Raw genomic sequence first — 16,521 nt, forward strand, 5'->3', positions numbered from 1 at the left:
GCGTCTCGTCCGGATGCAGATATGGCGGCGGACGAAGATGGCGGTGCCGGCGCTGCCCACACTGCGGGTCATTCGAGGAGGAGACCCGCTATGAAGTTTTCACTGATCTACGAAGCGCAGACGATCGACGCCACGCGCGCCGGCGACCGTCGCATCTTCGACGAGACCGTCGAACAGGCCCTGCTCGCCGAGCAGATGGGTTTCGACGTGATCTGGTGCGTCGAGCACACGGCGCTGACCAACTACTCGCACATGAGCGCGCCGGAAACGGTGCTCGCCTTTCTCGCCGGCAAGACCAGCCGCATCCATCTCGGCCACGGCGTCGTGTGCCTGCCGCCGGCGATGAATCACCCGGTGAAGGTCGCCGAGCGCATCGCCACGCTGGATCTCTTGAGTCACGGCCGCCTGCACTTCGGCGTCGGCAAGGGCGGCACGCAGCAGGAGTCCGGCACCTTCGGCTACGACCTGGCGACGCTGAACCCGCAGATCGACGAGGCGATGTACCTGATCCCGAAAATCATGACGCAGGACGAGATCGAGCACGACGGCGTCTACGTGAAGATTCCCAGGCGGCCGATTCACCCCAAGCCCTACCAGGACCCGCATCCGCCGATGTACCTCGCCTGCACCAACAGCGACACGCTGGCGCGCGCCGGCGGCCGCGGCATGGGCGCGCTGGTGCTCGGCTTCGGCGGCCCCGACGACGTGGCGAAGAAGAACCAGGTCTATCGGACGGCCTGGAATCAGCGCAGGGCCGAGGATCAGGTCGGCTTCCGCCCGAACCAGCATCTCGCCGCGCTATGCCCGACGATCGTCCTCGAGGACGGCCGGCAGGCGCGCAGGATCGGCATCAAGGGCCAGCGCTATTTCATGGAATCGCTCGCGCACTGGTACACCGGCGCGCCACGCCCGGACCCGGCGCAGTGGAGCGACGACATCACCGCGCACGACGCGAGCGGCAAGGACGTGATCAGGACCAGCTTCGCGTCCGAGAAGGTCGAAGTCGATTTCTCCGATCCGACCATGATGCTGCTCAACCCGAACCACGCCTATGGCACGGTCGACGATTGCATCGGCTACGTGCAGCGCCTGATCGACGCCGGCGCCGACGAAATCCTCTTCATCTGCCAGATGGGCAGCGTCCCGCAATGGGCGCAGCTCGAAACGCTGAAGAACATCGGCACGCACGTGATCCCGCACTTCCGCAAGCAGGGCGCCAAGCAGGCGGCGTAAATCAGATGATCGTGCAGGGTGGGCAAAGCGCAGCGTGCCCACGCGGGAGAGGCGATCACTGTGTGGGCAGATGAAGCCCGCCCGCTCTACGCTTGCTTGCTTTGTGGGAGCTCGTAGGTCGGAAGCATGGAGATGGCTTACCCCGCCGCCGGCCCCGCCAGCACCGGAAACAGCACCAGCAGCCCCTGCGCGATGAAGCCGATCGCGATCGCCGACAGGATCAGGCCCATGATGCGGGTCGCGATGTTGATGCCGGTCTGGCCGATGAGGCGCGAAAGGACGTCGCTGGAGCGCATCGCCAGCCAGGCGATGGCGGCGACCAGCAGGATGTCGACGATGAGGATCGCCATGCCGATCGGGCCGCCGGATTTCTGTGCGTAGATGATCGCGGCGGAGATCGCGCCGGGGCCGGCGAGCAGGGGAATGCCGAGCGGCACCACGCCGATCTGGCGCTTGTCCTGCGCCTCGCTCTGTTCCTCGGGCGTCTGCCGCGTGTTGCCGGGCGTGGCGTTGAGCATGGCGATCGCCATGAGCAGGATCAGGATGCCGCCGCCGACCTTGAACTCCGGAATGCTGATGCCGAACAGGCCGAGCAGGAATTCGCCGGCGAGGGCGGCGGCGATCAGCACGATGGCGATCGTCATCGCCGCGTAGCGCGCCGTCAGTGCGCGATGCGCCGGGCTGTCGCCCGACGTGAGGGTCGCGATCGCCGACACGCCGAGCAGCGGATTGACGATGACGATGAGGCCGATCAAGGTGTGCAGGCCGGCCAGCAGCAGGTTCATGGGACGCTCCGATCAACGCTGTGCCGAATGTAGCGGAGCGTCGCGCGCGCCGTCACGGCGACCAGGAGAGCGGCGTGGACGACCATCGTGCGATCGAGCCTCTGCTGTACCGCCACGCCGGATACATGGACGACGGCGATTTCGCCGGCATCGGTCGTCTGTTCGCGCGCGGCGGCATCGTCGCCAGCGACGGCCGGCGCTTCGCCGGCGCCGACGCGGTGCGCTCGCTCTACGAAGCCAGTGCGCGGCGCTGCGCGGACGGCAGGCCGCGCACGCGGCACCTGGTCGGCAATGGGCGCATCGAGGTCGACGCCGCCGCCGGCACGGCGCGCGGTGGTCGCGCCACACGGTGTTCCAGGCCGCCGAACGCCTGCCGCTGCAGGCCGTGATCGCCGGCCGCCGCGAGGACAGCTTCGCGCGCGACGCGCAGGGCGGGCATTTCCCTGAGCGGCGCATGCGCGTCGACCTGCTCGGCGATCTGTCGCATCACCTGCTGTATCCGCTGCAGGCCGGCTAGCGCTTTCTCATCCGCTTGCGCGATACGGGGCCGCGCGTCCGGCCCTAGTCTGCGGCCACACCGCAGGAGGAGCCCCGATGAGCGAGCCACTCGCCAGCCATTCGCGTCACCGCCCTTGTCGCGTCCGCGATGTGCCGCGCTGGGACCTCGACACCGAGATCGCGATCGTCGGCTTCGGCGCCGCCGGCGCGAGCGCGGCGATCGAGGCGGCGGGCGCCGGTGCGCGGGTGACGCTGTTCGAGGCTGCGTCCGGACACGGCGGCACCTCGGCGCTGTCGGGCGGCGAGATCTATCTCGGCGGCAGCGGCGGCACGCCGATCCAGCGCAGCGCCGGCTTCAGCGACGAGACCGAGGACTTCTATCAATACCTGCTGATGGCCGGCGGCCCGGACGCCGACGCCGCCAAGTGCCGGCTCTATGCCGAGCAGAGTCTCGCGCATTACGAGTGGCTGGTCGCGCAGGGCGTGGTCTACAAGAATTCCTTCGTGCCGCAGCGCATCGTCGAGCCCTTCACCGACGACTGCCTGCTGTGGAGCGGCAGCGAGGAAGCCTGGCCGTTCTGCGAGAGTGCCAGGCCCTGCCCGCGCGGCCACACGCCGCAATGGATGGGGCTTGGCGGCGGCAAGTTCCTGATGGACGCGCTGGCCAGGCGCGTGCAGGCGCTCGGCGTCGAGCTGCGCTTCGACACGCGCGCCGTGGCGCTGATCGCCGACGACGCCAATCGCGTGCGGGGCCTCGTCGTGCGCGAGGGCGGCGTGGACCGCTACGTGCGCGCACGCCGCGGCGTGATCCTCTGCGCCGGCGGCTTCATCATGAACAAGGCCATGCTGCAGCAGCACGCGCCGCACATGCTGCGCGCCAACACGCCGATCGGCACCGTCGACGACGGCTCCGGCATCCTGCTCGGCCAGAGCGTCGGCGGCCACGCCATCCACATGAACGAAGGCTTCGTGACCTTGCCCTGGTATCCGCCGGAATCGCTGATCAAGGGCATCATGATCAACGAGCAGGGCCAGCGCTTCATCAACGAGGACGGCTACCACGGCCGCACCGCGCAAATGATCCTGCAGCAGCGCGGCACGCGCTTCTGGCTGCTCGCCGACGGCGGGATCTTCAAGGAGCCGGAGTTCAGCGAGTTCGCCAAGCTCAGGATCGGCGCCGCGGCCGAGAGCTGGGAGGAACTCGAAGCCGAACTGGAACTGCCGGCCGGTTCGCTGACGGCGACCGTCGCGCTCTACAACCGCCACGCCGCCGAAGGCCGCGACCCGCTGTTCCGCAAGCAGCCGAAATGGCTCAAGCCGCTGACGCAGCCACCCTTCGTGGCGCTCGACTGCCGCATCGACTTCTGCACCTACTTCACGTTCACGCTCGGCGGTCTCGACACCAGCGTGCGCGGCGAGGTGCTGACGGCGAGCCGCGAGCCGGTCGCCGGCCTCTACGCCGCCGGACGCACCAGCAGCGGTCTGCCGCGCTGGGGCGCCGGCTACAGTTCCGGCCTGTCGCTCGCCGATGCGACATTCTTCGGGCGCCAGGCCGGCCTCGCCGCGGCGCGTCGTGAACCGGCCGGAGACGGCACATGAGCCACCCGTCAGCCGCATTCCGCTGAACAACGTGGCGAACTTCACACCTAGGCGCCGTCGCACATTGGCGGCATGCTCAGCGCTCATCGCTCCGGGGCTTGTCATGCGCATCCGTTTCCGTATTGCCACCGTCGCCGCGGCCATCGCCGCGGCACTGTCCACGCCGGCCAGCGCCGGACCCTACGGCGACGACATGGCCAAGTGCCTCGTCAGTTCGACGACCAGCGACGACAAGACCGCTCTCGTCAAATGGATCTTCGCGGTCTCGGCCCTGCATCCGGCGGTCGCGCCGATGGTCAGGATCACCGAGCAGGAACGCGATGCGCTGAGTCGCAACGGCGCCAGCCTGTTCCAGCGGCTGATGACCGAGACCTGCCGCACGCAGACGCAGCAGGCGCTGAAGTACGAAGGACCGAGCACGATCGAGCACAGCTTCGGCGTTCTCGGCCAGGTGGCCATGCGCGAGCTGTTCAGCGATCCGAACGTGGTCAAGGGCCTCGCCGAGGCAGGCAAATACTTCGACAGGAGCAAGCTGGAAGCGCTGAGCAAGCCGCAGCCCTGATGCCGCCATGCCGATCGCCGAAAGCGCCCGCCTGCGCATCCGCCGCCTGCGCGACGACGATGCGCCCTTCATCGTCGAACTGCTGAACACGCCGGGCTTCCTGCGGCACATCGGCGACCGCCAGGTGCGCAACGTCGACGATGCGCTGCGCTACCTGCAGGCCGGTCCGTATGCGAGCCACGCGCGATACGGCCATGGCCTCGACGGCGTCGAGCTGAAGGCGGGCGGCGCGCTGATCGGCATGTGCGGCCTGCTCCAGCGCGACGCGCTCGATGCGCCCGACATCGGCTACGCCTTCCTGCCGGCCTTCGCGGGCCAGGGCTACGCCAGCGAGGCGGCCGCCGCCGTGCTGCGCCACGGCCGCGACGTGCTCGGCATCGGCCGCATCGTCGCCATCGTCTCGCCGGGCAATGCCGCCTCGATCCGCGTCCTCGAGAAGCTCGGCCTGCGCGGCGCCGGCGGCTTCACGCTGCCGGGCCGGCCGCCGGGCCTGCTGTTCGTCCCGCCGGACTGACCGTTCGCCGGCGCACGGCCTCCGGCGGCATGTTGCTGGTATGATCATGTCATTATCATCAAATGCATGCGGAGGGCCGCCATGATCGCGGCCGTCGAAGCGGCGCGCGCCGGGCTGTTCCGCCGCGCGCACTGGGTTCCGAATCTCGTCGCCGGCGTCATCGTCGGCATCGTCGCCTTGCCGCTGGCCATGGCCTTCGCCATCGCCAGCGGCGCCAAGCCCGAACAGGGCATCTACACCTCGATCGTCGCCGGCATCGCCGTCTCGCTGTTCGGCGGCAGCCGCCTGCAGATCGCCGGGCCGACCGGCGCCTTCATCGTCATCCTCGCCGGCGTCACCGCGCAGTACGGCGTCGGCGGCCTGATGACCGCGACGATGATGGCCGGGCTGATCCTCATCGCGCTCGGCGCGGCGCAACTCGGCAGCGTCATCCGATTCATTCCCGATCCGGTCATCACCGGCTTCACCGCCGGCATCGGCGTCATCATCTGGGTCGGCCAGTGGAAGGATTTCTTCGGCCTGCCGGCGAGCGGCGGTACGCATTTCCACGAGAAGCTCTGGCATCTTCTGCAGACCTTGCCGCAGCTGCACACGGCGACCACCGCGCTTGCCGTGCTCTCGCTGCTGCTGGTGATCTACGCGCCGAAGCTGCCGGGCATGGCGCGCGTGCCGGGCCCGATGGTGGCGATGATCGTTGCCACCGTCCTGCAGTCGCTGTTCCGGTTCGACGGCGTGGCGACCATCGCCAGCGCCTTCGGCGGCATTCCGCGCGGCCTGCCGGCGTTCGCGCTGCCCGATCTCGGCATCGGCCACATCCTGACGCTGGTGCCGGCGGCGTTCACCATCGCCATGCTCGGCGCGATCGAATCGCTGCTGTCCGCGGTCGTCGCCGACGGCATGGCCGGCACGCGCCACGATTCCAACCAGGAGCTGATCGGCCAGGGCATCGCCAACCTGCTGGCGCCCTTGTTCGGCGGCTTCGCCGCGACCGGCGCCATCGCCCGCACCGCGACCAATATCCGCAACGGTGCCACCGGCCCGCTCGCCGGCGTCGTGCACGGCCTGACGCTGGTGCTGATCCTGCTGCTGCTGGCGCCGCTCGCCGCGAGGATTCCGCTCTGCGCGCTGGCGGCGATCCTCTTCGTCGTCGCCTGGAACATGAGCGAGGCGAAGCACTTCGTGCGCATGGCGCGCACCGCGCCGGCGGCCGACGTGGCGATCCTGCTCATCACCTTCGCGCTGACCGTGTTCACCGATCTGGTGATGGCGGTCAACATCGGCGTGGTGCTGGCGATGCTGCAGTTCCTGCGCCGCATGGCGTCGTCGGTCGAGGTGCTGCGGCTCGACGAGGGGCAGCTGCGCGGCGAACTCGGCGCCGCCGCCGCGCTGCCGCCGGACGTCATCGTCTACTCGATCGAGGGGCCGTTCTTTTTCGGTGCCGTCGAAAGCCTGGAGCGCGCCCTGCAGCAGACCCATACCGACCCGCGCTGCATCGTCATCCGCCTGCGCCGCGTGCCGTTCATGGACATCACCGGCATCCAGGCGCTCGAGGAGGCGATGCACAACCTCGACCGGCGCAAGGTGCGCACCGTGCTCTGCGAGGCCAATGCCCGCGTGTTGCGCAAGCTGGTGCGCGCCGGCCTGGTGAAACGCGACGAGCAGCCGATCCGCTACTTCCGCGATTTCGACGCGGCGCTCGCGGCCTGCGCGCCGGCGGGCGCGCCGGCCTGAGCGCTCAGCGCTTCCTGGCCGCCGCCTTCTTCGGCTGCGTCGCATAGCTAACGCCGTGCGCGGCGAGGTAATCGCGCATCAATTGGCGGATCACCTGCGACGGCGTCAGGTCCTGCTGCGCGCAGAGCGTCTCGAAGGCCTTCTTCTTGGCCGGATCGACGAGGATGGTCAGGCGCGCGGTCTTGGACTCCATGGCGCGAGAATATCACGCGATGTGCGTTGCATGATCATGCCTCAGCACGTCGGCGGCGCGGGATCGCGACGCGCGAGAATGCCGTCCGTCTTCGCGCGCAAGGCGGCGTCGAGCGCTTCCGGCTGCGGGACGATCCAGAAGCGGCGCTCGTGGATGCCGGCGAACACGCGCGCGGCGAAGGTCTCGGGGCCGATGCCGTGCTGCGCGGTCAGCGCGCGCATCTGCGCGACGAAGCGCTCGCTCGCGGCATCGACGAGGCCGCCGAACGGGTCGTCGAAGATGGCGGTGACGACGGGGCCCGGCGCGAGCAGCGAGACGCCGAGCGGCGCCTGCCGCATCTGCATTTCCGCGTGCAGCGCTTCGCTCAGGCCGACGACCGCGAACTTGCTCGCCACGTATGGCGCCATCAGCGGGCTCGCGAGGAAGCCGCCGACCGACGCCGTGTTGATGATGTGCGCCGGCCGGTTCGCTTCGAGCAGCCGCGGCACGAAGGCGCGGACGCCGTTGACGACGCCGCCGATGTTGATGTCCAGCGTGCGCTGCCAGCGTGCCGCGTCGATCTGCCACGCCCAGCCGGTCGCCATCACGCCGGCGTTGTTGAACAGCAGGTCGACGCCGCCGTGTCGCTGCCAGGCCGCATCGGCCAGGGCGGCGACCGACGCCGCGTCGCTGACATCGGTGACGACGGCGCTGATCTCGCCGAGCGGGCCCAGCTCGGCGACCAGCGCATCGAGCTTCGCGGCGGCGATGTCGGCGGCGACCACACGCATGCCGAGCCGCAGGGCGTGGCGCGCGAGGCCCAGGCCGATGCCGCTCGCGGCGCCGGTGATGACGGCGACGCCGCCGGCGATCTTCACAGTGCTCATGCGCTTGCTCTCAGGGTGGCGCGGGTTCCAGCGGCTGCCAGGGATCGGGCAGGCCGGGATCGGTGTTGCGGATCAGGTGGCGCAGCGAATGGCGCAGCGCTTCGGCTTCCGGCGCGCCGCAGGCCTGCAGGGCCTCGGCTTCGATCGCCGCGGTCGCGGCGATCAGTTGCTGCGTCAGCGCACGGCCATGCGCGGTCAGGTGATAGCGCGGTGCGTCGGCATCGCCCTGGGCGTCGAGCAGGCCGCGCGCGGCGAGCGCCTGCATCCGCTGTTCGGTCGCGGCGACGCCGGAGTACGCGAACACCTCGTTGAGACCGGCGAGCGTCGCGCCGTCCTGCAGTGCCAGCGTCGTCAGCGCGAAGTAGTCGGCGTCGCCGAGCCGCGCGTCGGCGAGCTGGCGGCGGATGCGGGCGTAGAACTGGAACCAGGCGCGGCCGAGCAGATAGCCGAGATGGTCCTCGCGCCAGCTCGCGGCCGGCACGTCGGCCGTGGCGGTTTCGCTTGCGGGACGCACGCTGCCGGCGCGACGCGCGGCGAACGCGTAACGGCCGGCCTGGAACACCAGCGGCGGCAGCTCGCTGCGATCGAAGGCGAGCACCTCGCCGACGAAGATCAGGTGATCGCCGCCTTCGTACCGGAAGGCGCTGCGGCATTGCAGGCGCGTCGTGCAGCCGCGCAACAGCGGCACACCGCCGTGGCCTTCGTCGAGCTCCAGCCCGGCGAACTTGTCGTGGCCGCTCTTGGCGAAACGGTTCGACAATGCTTCCTGCTGCGCCGAGAGGATGTGCACGGCCCAGTGCCGCGCACCGGCGAACGCCGGCAGGCTGCGCGCACGCCTGGCCAGACTCCAGAGCACCATCGGCGGATCGAGCGAGACCGAATTGAAGCTGTTGGCGGTGATGCCGGCCGGCGTGCCGTCGGCGTCGCGCGTGGTGATGATGGTGACGCCGGTGGTGAAACTGCCGAGCGCGTTGCGGAACTCGCGCGCGTCGAACGGCAGACCAAGGCCCGGATCGTGATGGCCCATGACGGTTCTCCTCGGCGGCGTGCTCATGGCGCCGCGGTTTTCTGACTGATGACGATCGCGATGCCGGCAGCGTCGACCACGGCGCGGCGTTCGTGCGGACCGGCTGCGGCCGGGTGGCGCAGTTCGGCGCCGTGCGCCAGCAGCTTCGCAAGCGCCGTGTCGAGATCGGCGACGCGCACGACCAGTGCCGGCGTGTCGCTGATCGATTCGTCGCCAGCGCCCAGTGCGATGCGCAGCGCCTGCGCCGGCAGCGCCGCGTAGCGTTCGCCGTCGCGCAGCGCCGGCTCGAGGCCCAGCGCCTCGCGCAGCAGCGCGAGCGCGGGACCCAGCGCGGGGACGGGCAGCAGCAGGCTGTGCAGTTCCATCGAAGCGGACGGCGACGGTGCCAGTAATGGTGATGGGCCGAGCTTGCGCGGCCCGCTGCGCCGCCGTCCTCGTCCGCCTGCAGACATGGGCCGCGCGTATCTGCATTCGGACGAGATCGATCGGACGACGAAGCGCCGCGCGCCGCGCTCCTACTCTCGATGCGCCCATCAGAGGCAGGAGGAGTGAACCATGACAAGACACATACGGCGCGCGAGGGCGCACGCCGCGATCTGGCCCGGTGCTGCGCTGGCGCTGTCGGCCTACGCCGGCGCCGCGAACGCCGGCTCGTTCGACGTTTCCGACGATGCGCACGTGCAGTACACGCTGACGCTGGGCTATGCGCTGGCGATGCGCGCCGAAGGCCGCGACGGCGCGCTGATCGATGGGCCCATCGATCCGGCGACCGGCATCCCGACCACCGCCAACGGCGACGACGGCGACCGCAACTTCAAGTCCGGCAGCCTGATCAACGATCGCCTCAGCGCGCTCGGCGAGCTGTTCTTCGACTGGCGCAACTACGGCGTCGTGCTGCGCGGCGATGCGTTCTACGACGACGTCTATCACCGCAGCAACGACAACGACTCGCCGGCGACCGTCAACAAGAGCGGAGACCACGACGAGTTCACCTCGCAGGCGCGCAAGTACGATGGCCAGCGCGCGCGTCTGCTCGACGCGTATGCGTACAGCGACTGGTCGCTGGGCGGCGTCGGCGTCAATCTGCGCCTCGGCCGCCAGGTCGTCGCCTGGGGCGAGAGCCTGTTCTTCTCCGGCGTGTCGGCGGCGCAAGGCCCGGCCGACGCGACCAAGGCCAATGTGCCGGGCGTCGAGATCAAGAACATCCTGCTGCCGGTCAATCAGGCGTTCGCGCAGCTGCAGCTGACCGAAGACCTGAGCCTCGGCGCGTACTACCACTTCGAATATCGCGCCAGCGAACTCGAGCCGGCCGGCGCGTACTTCTCGACCAGCGACATCATCGGCCCCGGCGCGCGGCGGCTGCACATCGCCTACGGCTACGACATTCCGCGCGGCGCCGACATCGAGCCCGGCGACAGCGGCCAGTACGGCTTCAGCCTCAAGTACCAGCTGAGCGGCGCGACCAACGTCGGCCTGTACTGGCTGCGCTACGCCGACACCAATCCTGCGGTCCTGCTCAACGTTGCCGAAGTCGCGCCGGGCACGTATGCGCCGGTGTCGTACAACGTCAAATACTTCGGCGGCATCGACATGGCCGCGGGCAGTTTCTCGACGCGTCTCGGCGCGGCGAACGTCGCCGGTGAAGTCAGCCATCGCGATGGCGCGACGCTGCTGGTCGATAGCGTGCTCGGCCCGACCGCGACCCGGGGCAAGCTGACGCAGGCGCAGGTCTCGACGATCTGGACCTTGAGCCCGAACCCGATCTCGCAGCAGATCAATCTCGCCGGCGAAGTCGGCTATCTGCACGTGGACAGCGTCGATGCGATCGGCGGCAGCAGCCAGCTCAGCAATGACCGCGATGCCTGGGCCGTCGCCGCGCAGGCCACGTTCAACTATCGCAATGTGTTCCCGCAGTGGGATCTGGCGGTGCCGGTGAACGTCTCGGTGCTGCACGGCACGCCGGCGCTCGCCGGTGCGTTCGGCAGCCTCTACGGCGACGGCGACATGCGCGCCAGCATCGGCACCGACTTCACCTACCTGCAGAACCTCGCGATCGGCCTCAGCTACAACGCCTTCCTCGGCTCGGCCAGCGCGAACCAGCGGCCATACGCGGATCGCGACTACGTGGCGATCAACGCCAAGTACAGCTTCTGATCCCCTGGAGAATTTCGATGATGAAGAAGACTCTGACAGCCGGCGTCGTCGCCGCGCTGACGCTGGTCGCGGCGCCGGGCGCTTATGCCAAGGTCGGCGCCGAGCAGGCCGCGCAACTCGGCGGCGACAAGCTCAACTGCATGGGCGCCGAGCGCGCCGGCAATGCCGACGGCAGCATTCCCGCGTATGGCGGCAAGTGGCTGGGCGCGGCGTGGCCCGGCGCGAAGCAGAGCGGCTACGACGCCGGCCCGTATGCCGACGAGAAACCGCTGTTCACGATCACCGCCGACAACGCCGCGCAGTACGCCGACAAGCTGACCGAAGGCCAGAAGGCGCTGCTCAAGCGCTATCCGCAGGCGTTCAAGATGCCGGTCTACGCCAGCCACCGCGACTTCCGCTATGCGGACTGGGTCTGCGACGCGGTGAAGAAGAACGCGACGGGCGCCGAGCTGCAGCACGACGGTCTCGGCGCGAGCGGCACGACCGGCGCGATTCCGTTTCCGTTCCCCAGGGACGGTCTCGAAGCGCAGACCAATATGCAGAACCCGCATCGCGCCTGGACCGAGGAAGGCATCCTCGATCAGGCCGTCGTCTATGCCGGCGGCAACCGCGCGACCGGCCGCGTGCGCTACAAGATCCTGTCGCTGTGGAACGATCCCAGGCATCGCGGCAGCAACCAGGACACGGTCAACTCGTACTTCTATTCGGAAACGCTGCAGCCGGAACGCGAGAAGGGCGCGATCACGCTCGGCTGGACGCCGAACGACAACAGCATCGACCGTCAGGCCTGGTTCTACAGCCCCGGCACGCGGCGCGTGCGGCAGGCGCCGGAGTTCGGCTTCGACACGCCGCAGGGCGCCGGCGGCTTCCGCACCGTCGACGACGATCGCCTGTTCAACGGCTCGCCCGAGCGCTACGACTGGAAGCTGCTCGGCAAGAAGGAAATCTACGTGCCGTACGACGCGTTCCGCTTGAACGATCCGGCGCTGAAATACGCCGAGCTGCTGACCGAGAGCAGCGTCAACCCGCAATACATGCGCTACGAGCTGCACCGCGTGTGGCTGATCGAAGCGACGGTCAAGAAAGGCTTTCGCCACATGTACGCGCGCCGCCAGTTCTACGTCGACGAAGACAGCTGGCACGCGCTGTGGGCCGACAACTACGACGGTCGCGGCCAGCTGTGGCGCGCGAGCATGGTCAACTACTTCTACGCGCCGTCGATCGAAGGTTTCCAGGCCGGCGTCGCGATCTATCACGATCTTACCGCCAATGCGTACTACGTCGATCGTCTCGTCAACGAGAGCAAGCAGTGGTGGGTGCTCAATCAGGGCGGCCTGACGCCGGAGATGTTCTCGCCGGACGCGGCGTCGCGGCACGGGCACTGAAGTCATCGCGACGAGAAAGAGGGACGGCGCAGGTCGTCCCTCTTGCGCGCCGGCGGTCTACGGCGCGGGCTCGCGCACGGTCAGGCGCGCGACAGCGGCGACCGCCAGCAGCGCTGCGCAGGCCGCCAGTGCCTGCAGCCGCTCGTGTGCATCCGGCGACAGCACCAGCATGAAGCCGCGGTCCTTGATCAGCGACGAGAAGCTCGACACGCAGAACGGCATCAGATAGAGCCGCGCGACCGCCCACGGCCCGGCGACGCGCAGCGCCGCGCCGCCGACACTGAGCACCAGTGCGCTGCCGATCAGCACGCTGATGCCGAGCGCGTTCAGCCATAGCCGTGGCGACGGATCGAAGTGATGCAGCACCGTCACCAGATACCACAGCAGATAGCAGCCCAGCACCAGCATCGGCGGGCGCAGGGTGGCGAGATAACGCAGGATCGACATCGGCGGCGCTCCCTGACGAAGGATGCTTTCCCGTCGCACGCTTGATGCCGATCGGCCACGCGATCATGGCCGGTGCATGGATCGGGCGCGTGCCCGGCGGGCGCAGCGGTCATTGACGCGGCAGCGCATCGACAGCCGGACGTCAGTCATTTTCCCGTGATTTCAGTTACCTAGCATGCCCCGATCGCGTGCCGACAGCGCGCGCCGACCCAGGGATATGAACGTGACCGAAGCAAAGATCTGGCGCGCCGCGATGGCGCCGCTTGCGCTGGCCGCTGCGTCGTTTGCGCATGCGCAGGAACCGGAAGCGGCGACCGTCGTCGCGTCGGCGCCGGAATCGGTCGCCGAAGTGCTCGTCACCGGCGATCTGAAATTCCGCAATCGCACAGAAGATGCGAATCCGGTGCTGTCGTACGACCTCGAATACTTCCAGCGCTTCGAGCCGGTGTCGGTCGGCGAGATGCTCAAGCGCGTGCCGGGCGTGACGTTCACGTCCGACGTGCTCGAATTCGATGGCGTGTCGATGCGCGGCCTGCCGCCGGGCTACACGCAGATCCTCATCAACGGCCGCCGCGCGCCGGGTGGCGAGAGCGACCGCAGCTTCTTCGTCGACCGCATTCCGGCCGAGCTGGTCGAGCGCATCGAGATCGTGCGTTCGCCAGGCGCCGACCAGCCGGGCGATGGCATCGGCGGCACCTTGAACATCGTGCTCAAGGAAGGCGCCGATCTCGAAGGCGGCTTCATCAAGGGCGGTGCGCTGCTCAACGAAGACGGCAAGCTGCGGCCGGCGGCGGCCCTGGCGTATGCGGGCAGCAGCGAGTCGACGAGCTACTGGGCCGGCCTCAACGATCAGGGCCGCCGCAATCCGAAGCAGAAGTCCAGCTGGCGCTACGACGGCGACGGCGTGCTCGACAACATCGAGAAGCAGGACGACACGCGCGACGGCGTCGACGTCTCGGCGAACGGCGAGCTGACGCATCGCTTCGGCGGCGGCAGCTTCACGCTGTCAGGCCTGGTGGTCGACACCGATCGCGACGAGGACGAAACGTCGAAGACCTATGTCGATTCCGGCAGCGGCGCTTTCGACGCGCTCAAGGAAATCGAAGTGCAACGCGAGCGCATCTCGCAGCAGACCTACGACGTCGACCTGAGCGGCGATTTCGAAGCCGGCGCCGGCAAGCTGTCGGCCAATGTGGGCTGGACCGGCTTTCGCGAGGACTCGACCGCGGAGACCGACAAGGGCGCCACGTTCGACGGACTGGCGCTCGATGAGCACATCAAGACCAGGATCACCGATGACGAATACAGTGGCGGTATCGCTTACAGCCTGCCTCTGGACGCGTGGAAGCTGAAAGGCGGTCTCGATTTGCTGAGCAAGAAGCGCGATGGCGCCGAAGTCGAGTACGACATCGAGGATGACGGCTCGGTCGGTGACCCGGACCCGGCGCCCGGCGCGATCTACACGATCAAGGAAACGCGCATCGATCCGTATCTGCGCGCCACGTATGCGCCGACCTCGGCGCTGACGCTCGACCTTGGCCTGCGCGCCGAAACGACGAAGCGCGATGTCGACAGCGACGACGGCAGTGTCAACCACAAGGACACCGACTGGAATCCGTCGCTGCATCTGACCTACGCGATGAGCGCTGTCGATCAGCTGCGCGCGTCGCTGGCGCGCACCGTGCGCCGTCCGGACTACGACCTGCTGGCGCCGTTCACTGCAAAGGAAGAGCCGACCGACGGCGACGATCTGCAGGGCAATCCGCATCTGAAGAACGAGACGGCCTGGGGCCTCGACGTCGGTTACGAACGCCGTCTCGGCAGGCTCGGCGTGTTCGGCGTCGACGCGTTCTATCGTCGCATCAGCGACCTGATCGAGACGGTCAACACCGGCACGGCCTCGGAGTCGGGCGAAGGCAAGGTCTACGAACCGCGCAATCTCGACGACGAGGGCAATACCTGGGGTGTCGAAGTCGATTTCTCGGCGCCGCTCGCGGTGCTGCAGATGCCCGACACCGGCCTGTTCTTCAACTACAGCTGGATGAACAGCAGCGTGCGCGATCCCTACACCGGCCAGAGCCGTCGCTTCACCAACCAGCCGCACGGGGTCTACAACATCGGCTTCATCCAGACCGTGCGCGCCTGGGATATGAGTTTCGGCGCGAGCTATTACGATCGTGACGCCGGCTGCGAATCGAACTTCGACGAGACGGTGAAAGTCGCTTACGAAGCTGACCTCGAAGCGTTCATCGAAAAGCGCTTCGGCAAGCGCGTCGTCGTGCGCATCGCGGCGATGAACCTGCTCGATGCACACAAGGACGAACTGTTCCACAAGTACGACGGCGACAGCGTGCAGGACGTGCTCGACAACCGTCGCGATGGCGTCGTCGACGAGATCGAACACGAGAGCGAGCACTCCGGCCCCCTGTACGAACTGACGCTGCGCGTCGCGTTCTGAACGTAAAGTGCGCCCATGAGACATTTCGCCGCGCTGTCTTCCTTGTTCCTGCTTGCCGCCTGCGCCGGTACGTCGCAGCCGATCGTCGATGCCCTGCCGACCGCGTCGGTGCCGGTCGTGCGCGAGACGACCGCCGTGCGCACACGTGACGATGCTGCCGACGATCCGGCGATCTGGCGGCATCCGGGCGATCCGGCGAGGAGCCTGATCGTCTCGACCGACAAGAAGGCCGGCCTCTACGTCTACGGTCTCGATGGCCGGACGCGGTCGTTCACGCCGGCCGGCCGCGTCAACAACGTCGACCTGCTGGCCGATGTGAAGGTCGCTGGTCATCCCGCGGTGCTGGTCGCCGCCAGCGACCGCAGCGACGAGCGCCATGCGGCGCTGGCGCTGTACACGCTGACCACCGAGGGCCGGCTCGCGGCGCTCGCGCGGTTGCCGGCCGGCGCCGGCGAGGCTTACGGCATCTGCCTGTGGCAGCGCGCGGCCGATCGCGCCACGTTCGCGTTTGTCGTCGCCAAGGACGGCACGATTCATCAGCTGCAGCTCGATCTCGCCGGCGCGACGCCGCTCGCCAGGCCGGTGCGCCAGCTCAAGCTGGCGACGCAATCGGAAGGCTGCGTCGTCGATGCGCGCACGGCGCAGCTCTATGTCGGCGAGGAGGACGTCGGCGTCTGGCGTTTCGCCGCCGATCCCTCGGGCGCGGCGACGCCGGTGCTGTTCGCGAAAGCCGATGGCCGGCAACTGGTCGTCGACGTCGAAGGCGTCGCGCTGGCCCCGCAGGGCGCGCGCGGCGGCTATCTGCTGGTGTCGAGCCAGGGCGACAAGGCCTACGCGATCTATCGCCTCGAAGACGGAACGTATGCCGGGCGCTTCCGCCTCGTCGCCAATACGGCCGGGGTGGACGGCACCAGCGGCACCGATGGCATCGAGCTGATGCTCGGCGACTTCGGGCCGGATTTCCCGGGCGGGCTGTTCGTCGCCCAGGACGGCGACAACGCGCCGGAGACACAGAACTTCAAGCTGGCATCGTGGCGGTCGATCGCCGAGGCGCTGAAGCTCGATTGAG

17 protein-coding genes are annotated in these 16,521 nt (G+C 68.5%); 11 read left to right on the top strand and 6 right to left on the bottom strand.

Features of this window, described 5'->3' with window-relative positions; translation table 11 throughout:
* Positions 1 to 90: 90 nt before the first annotated feature.
* A complete protein-coding gene (locus K344_RS0107160; RefSeq protein WP_028080093.1) occupies positions 91 to 1,233 on the top strand; it encodes an LLM class flavin-dependent oxidoreductase in 1,143 nt (380 codons plus the stop codon).
* Positions 1,234 to 1,370: 137 nt separating this feature from the next.
* Here the strand turns inward: K344_RS0107160 and K344_RS0107165 are convergent, their stop codons facing one another.
* The gene (locus K344_RS0107165) at positions 1,371 to 2,018 is read right to left on the bottom strand and encodes a MarC family protein (RefSeq protein WP_028080094.1); all 648 of its coding nucleotides are present in this window, start codon (positions 2,016 to 2,018) and stop codon (positions 1,371 to 1,373) included.
* A 74-nt stretch (positions 2,019 to 2,092) separates the two neighbouring features.
* On the opposite strand from K344_RS0107165, the gene K344_RS20635 reads away from it, so the two are divergent.
* The 6 genes from K344_RS20635 to K344_RS0107190 all read left to right on the top strand — a co-directional run bounded on the left by K344_RS20635 (position 2,093) and on the right by K344_RS0107190 (position 6,922).
* Positions 2,093 to 2,407: a nuclear transport factor 2 family protein gene (locus K344_RS20635; RefSeq protein ID WP_169729257.1), complete on the top strand. Its 315-nt coding sequence runs from the start codon at positions 2,093 to 2,095 to the stop codon at positions 2,405 to 2,407.
* Entirely contained in the window at positions 2,368 to 2,535 is a 168-nt protein-coding gene (locus K344_RS23900) for a hypothetical protein (RefSeq protein WP_157622816.1), read from the top strand. Before K344_RS20635 ends, K344_RS23900 begins: the two co-directional genes overlap by 40 nt.
* Positions 2,536 to 2,612: 77 nt before the next feature.
* Complete coding sequence (locus K344_RS0107175) at positions 2,613 to 4,115, top strand: FAD-dependent oxidoreductase (RefSeq protein ID WP_028080095.1); 1,503 nt, start codon at positions 2,613 to 2,615, stop codon at positions 4,113 to 4,115.
* A gap of 103 nt (positions 4,116 to 4,218) precedes the next feature.
* Positions 4,219 to 4,677, top strand: coding sequence for a hypothetical protein (locus K344_RS0107180; protein WP_043114027.1), 459 nt, complete (start codon positions 4,219 to 4,221; stop codon positions 4,675 to 4,677).
* A 7-nt stretch (positions 4,678 to 4,684) separates the two neighbouring features.
* Positions 4,685 to 5,191, top strand: a complete 507-nt coding sequence (locus K344_RS20640; RefSeq protein WP_051361989.1) for a GNAT family N-acetyltransferase — start codon at positions 4,685 to 4,687, stop codon at positions 5,189 to 5,191.
* 81 nt (positions 5,192 to 5,272) lie between these two features.
* Entirely contained in the window at positions 5,273 to 6,922 is a 1,650-nt protein-coding gene (locus K344_RS0107190) for a SulP family inorganic anion transporter (protein ID WP_028080097.1), read from the top strand.
* Positions 6,923 to 6,926: 4 nt separating this feature from the next.
* On the opposite strand, the gene K344_RS0107195 is transcribed toward K344_RS0107190, so the two are convergent.
* From K344_RS0107195 to K344_RS0107210, 4 genes are read right to left on the bottom strand one after another with little or no spacing between them, the layout of a single operon-like run.
* Entirely contained in the window at positions 6,927 to 7,115 is a 189-nt protein-coding gene (locus K344_RS0107195; protein WP_028080098.1) for a CopG family transcriptional regulator, read from the bottom strand.
* Between the two features lie 41 nt (positions 7,116 to 7,156).
* Positions 7,157 to 7,981 (bottom strand): SDR family NAD(P)-dependent oxidoreductase, encoded by an 825-nt coding sequence (locus K344_RS0107200; RefSeq protein WP_028080099.1) that lies wholly within the window; start codon positions 7,979 to 7,981, stop codon positions 7,157 to 7,159.
* 10 nt (positions 7,982 to 7,991) lie between these two features.
* A complete protein-coding gene (locus K344_RS0107205; protein ID WP_028080100.1) occupies positions 7,992 to 9,008 on the bottom strand; it encodes a flavin reductase family protein in 1,017 nt (338 codons plus the stop codon).
* A gap of 23 nt (positions 9,009 to 9,031) precedes the next feature.
* A complete protein-coding gene (locus K344_RS0107210) occupies positions 9,032 to 9,373 on the bottom strand; it encodes a VOC family protein (RefSeq protein WP_028080101.1) in 342 nt (113 codons plus the stop codon).
* A 190-nt stretch (positions 9,374 to 9,563) separates the two neighbouring features.
* On the opposite strand from K344_RS0107210, the gene K344_RS0107215 reads away from it, so the two are divergent.
* Both K344_RS0107215 and K344_RS0107220 read left to right on the top strand, forming a co-directional pair.
* The gene (locus K344_RS0107215; RefSeq protein ID WP_028080102.1) at positions 9,564 to 11,162 is read left to right on the top strand and encodes a DUF1302 domain-containing protein; all 1,599 of its coding nucleotides are present in this window, start codon (positions 9,564 to 9,566) and stop codon (positions 11,160 to 11,162) included.
* A gap of 17 nt (positions 11,163 to 11,179) precedes the next feature.
* Entirely contained in the window at positions 11,180 to 12,547 is a 1,368-nt protein-coding gene (locus tag K344_RS0107220) for a DUF1329 domain-containing protein (RefSeq protein ID WP_245586144.1), read from the top strand.
* A 57-nt stretch (positions 12,548 to 12,604) separates the two neighbouring features.
* Here the strand turns inward: K344_RS0107220 and K344_RS0107225 are convergent, their stop codons facing one another.
* The gene (locus K344_RS0107225) at positions 12,605 to 12,994 is read right to left on the bottom strand and encodes a hypothetical protein (protein ID WP_028080104.1); all 390 of its coding nucleotides are present in this window, start codon (positions 12,992 to 12,994) and stop codon (positions 12,605 to 12,607) included.
* A gap of 223 nt (positions 12,995 to 13,217) precedes the next feature.
* On the opposite strand from K344_RS0107225, the gene K344_RS0107230 reads away from it, so the two are divergent.
* Together K344_RS0107230 and K344_RS0107235 are read left to right on the top strand one after the other, a co-directional pair.
* Positions 13,218 to 15,452: a TonB-dependent receptor plug domain-containing protein gene (locus tag K344_RS0107230; protein ID WP_169729258.1), complete on the top strand. Its 2,235-nt coding sequence runs from the start codon at positions 13,218 to 13,220 to the stop codon at positions 15,450 to 15,452.
* 15 nt (positions 15,453 to 15,467) lie between these two features.
* On the top strand, positions 15,468 to 16,520 hold the full coding sequence (locus tag K344_RS0107235; protein WP_028080106.1) for a phytase: 1,053 nt from the start codon (positions 15,468 to 15,470) through the stop codon (positions 16,518 to 16,520).
* Position 16,521 lies beyond the last annotated feature (1 nt).

It is taken from the genome of Solimonas soli DSM 21787 (genome assembly GCF_000474945.1).
Classification (GTDB): Bacteria; Pseudomonadota; Gammaproteobacteria; order Nevskiales; family Nevskiaceae; genus Solimonas; species Solimonas soli.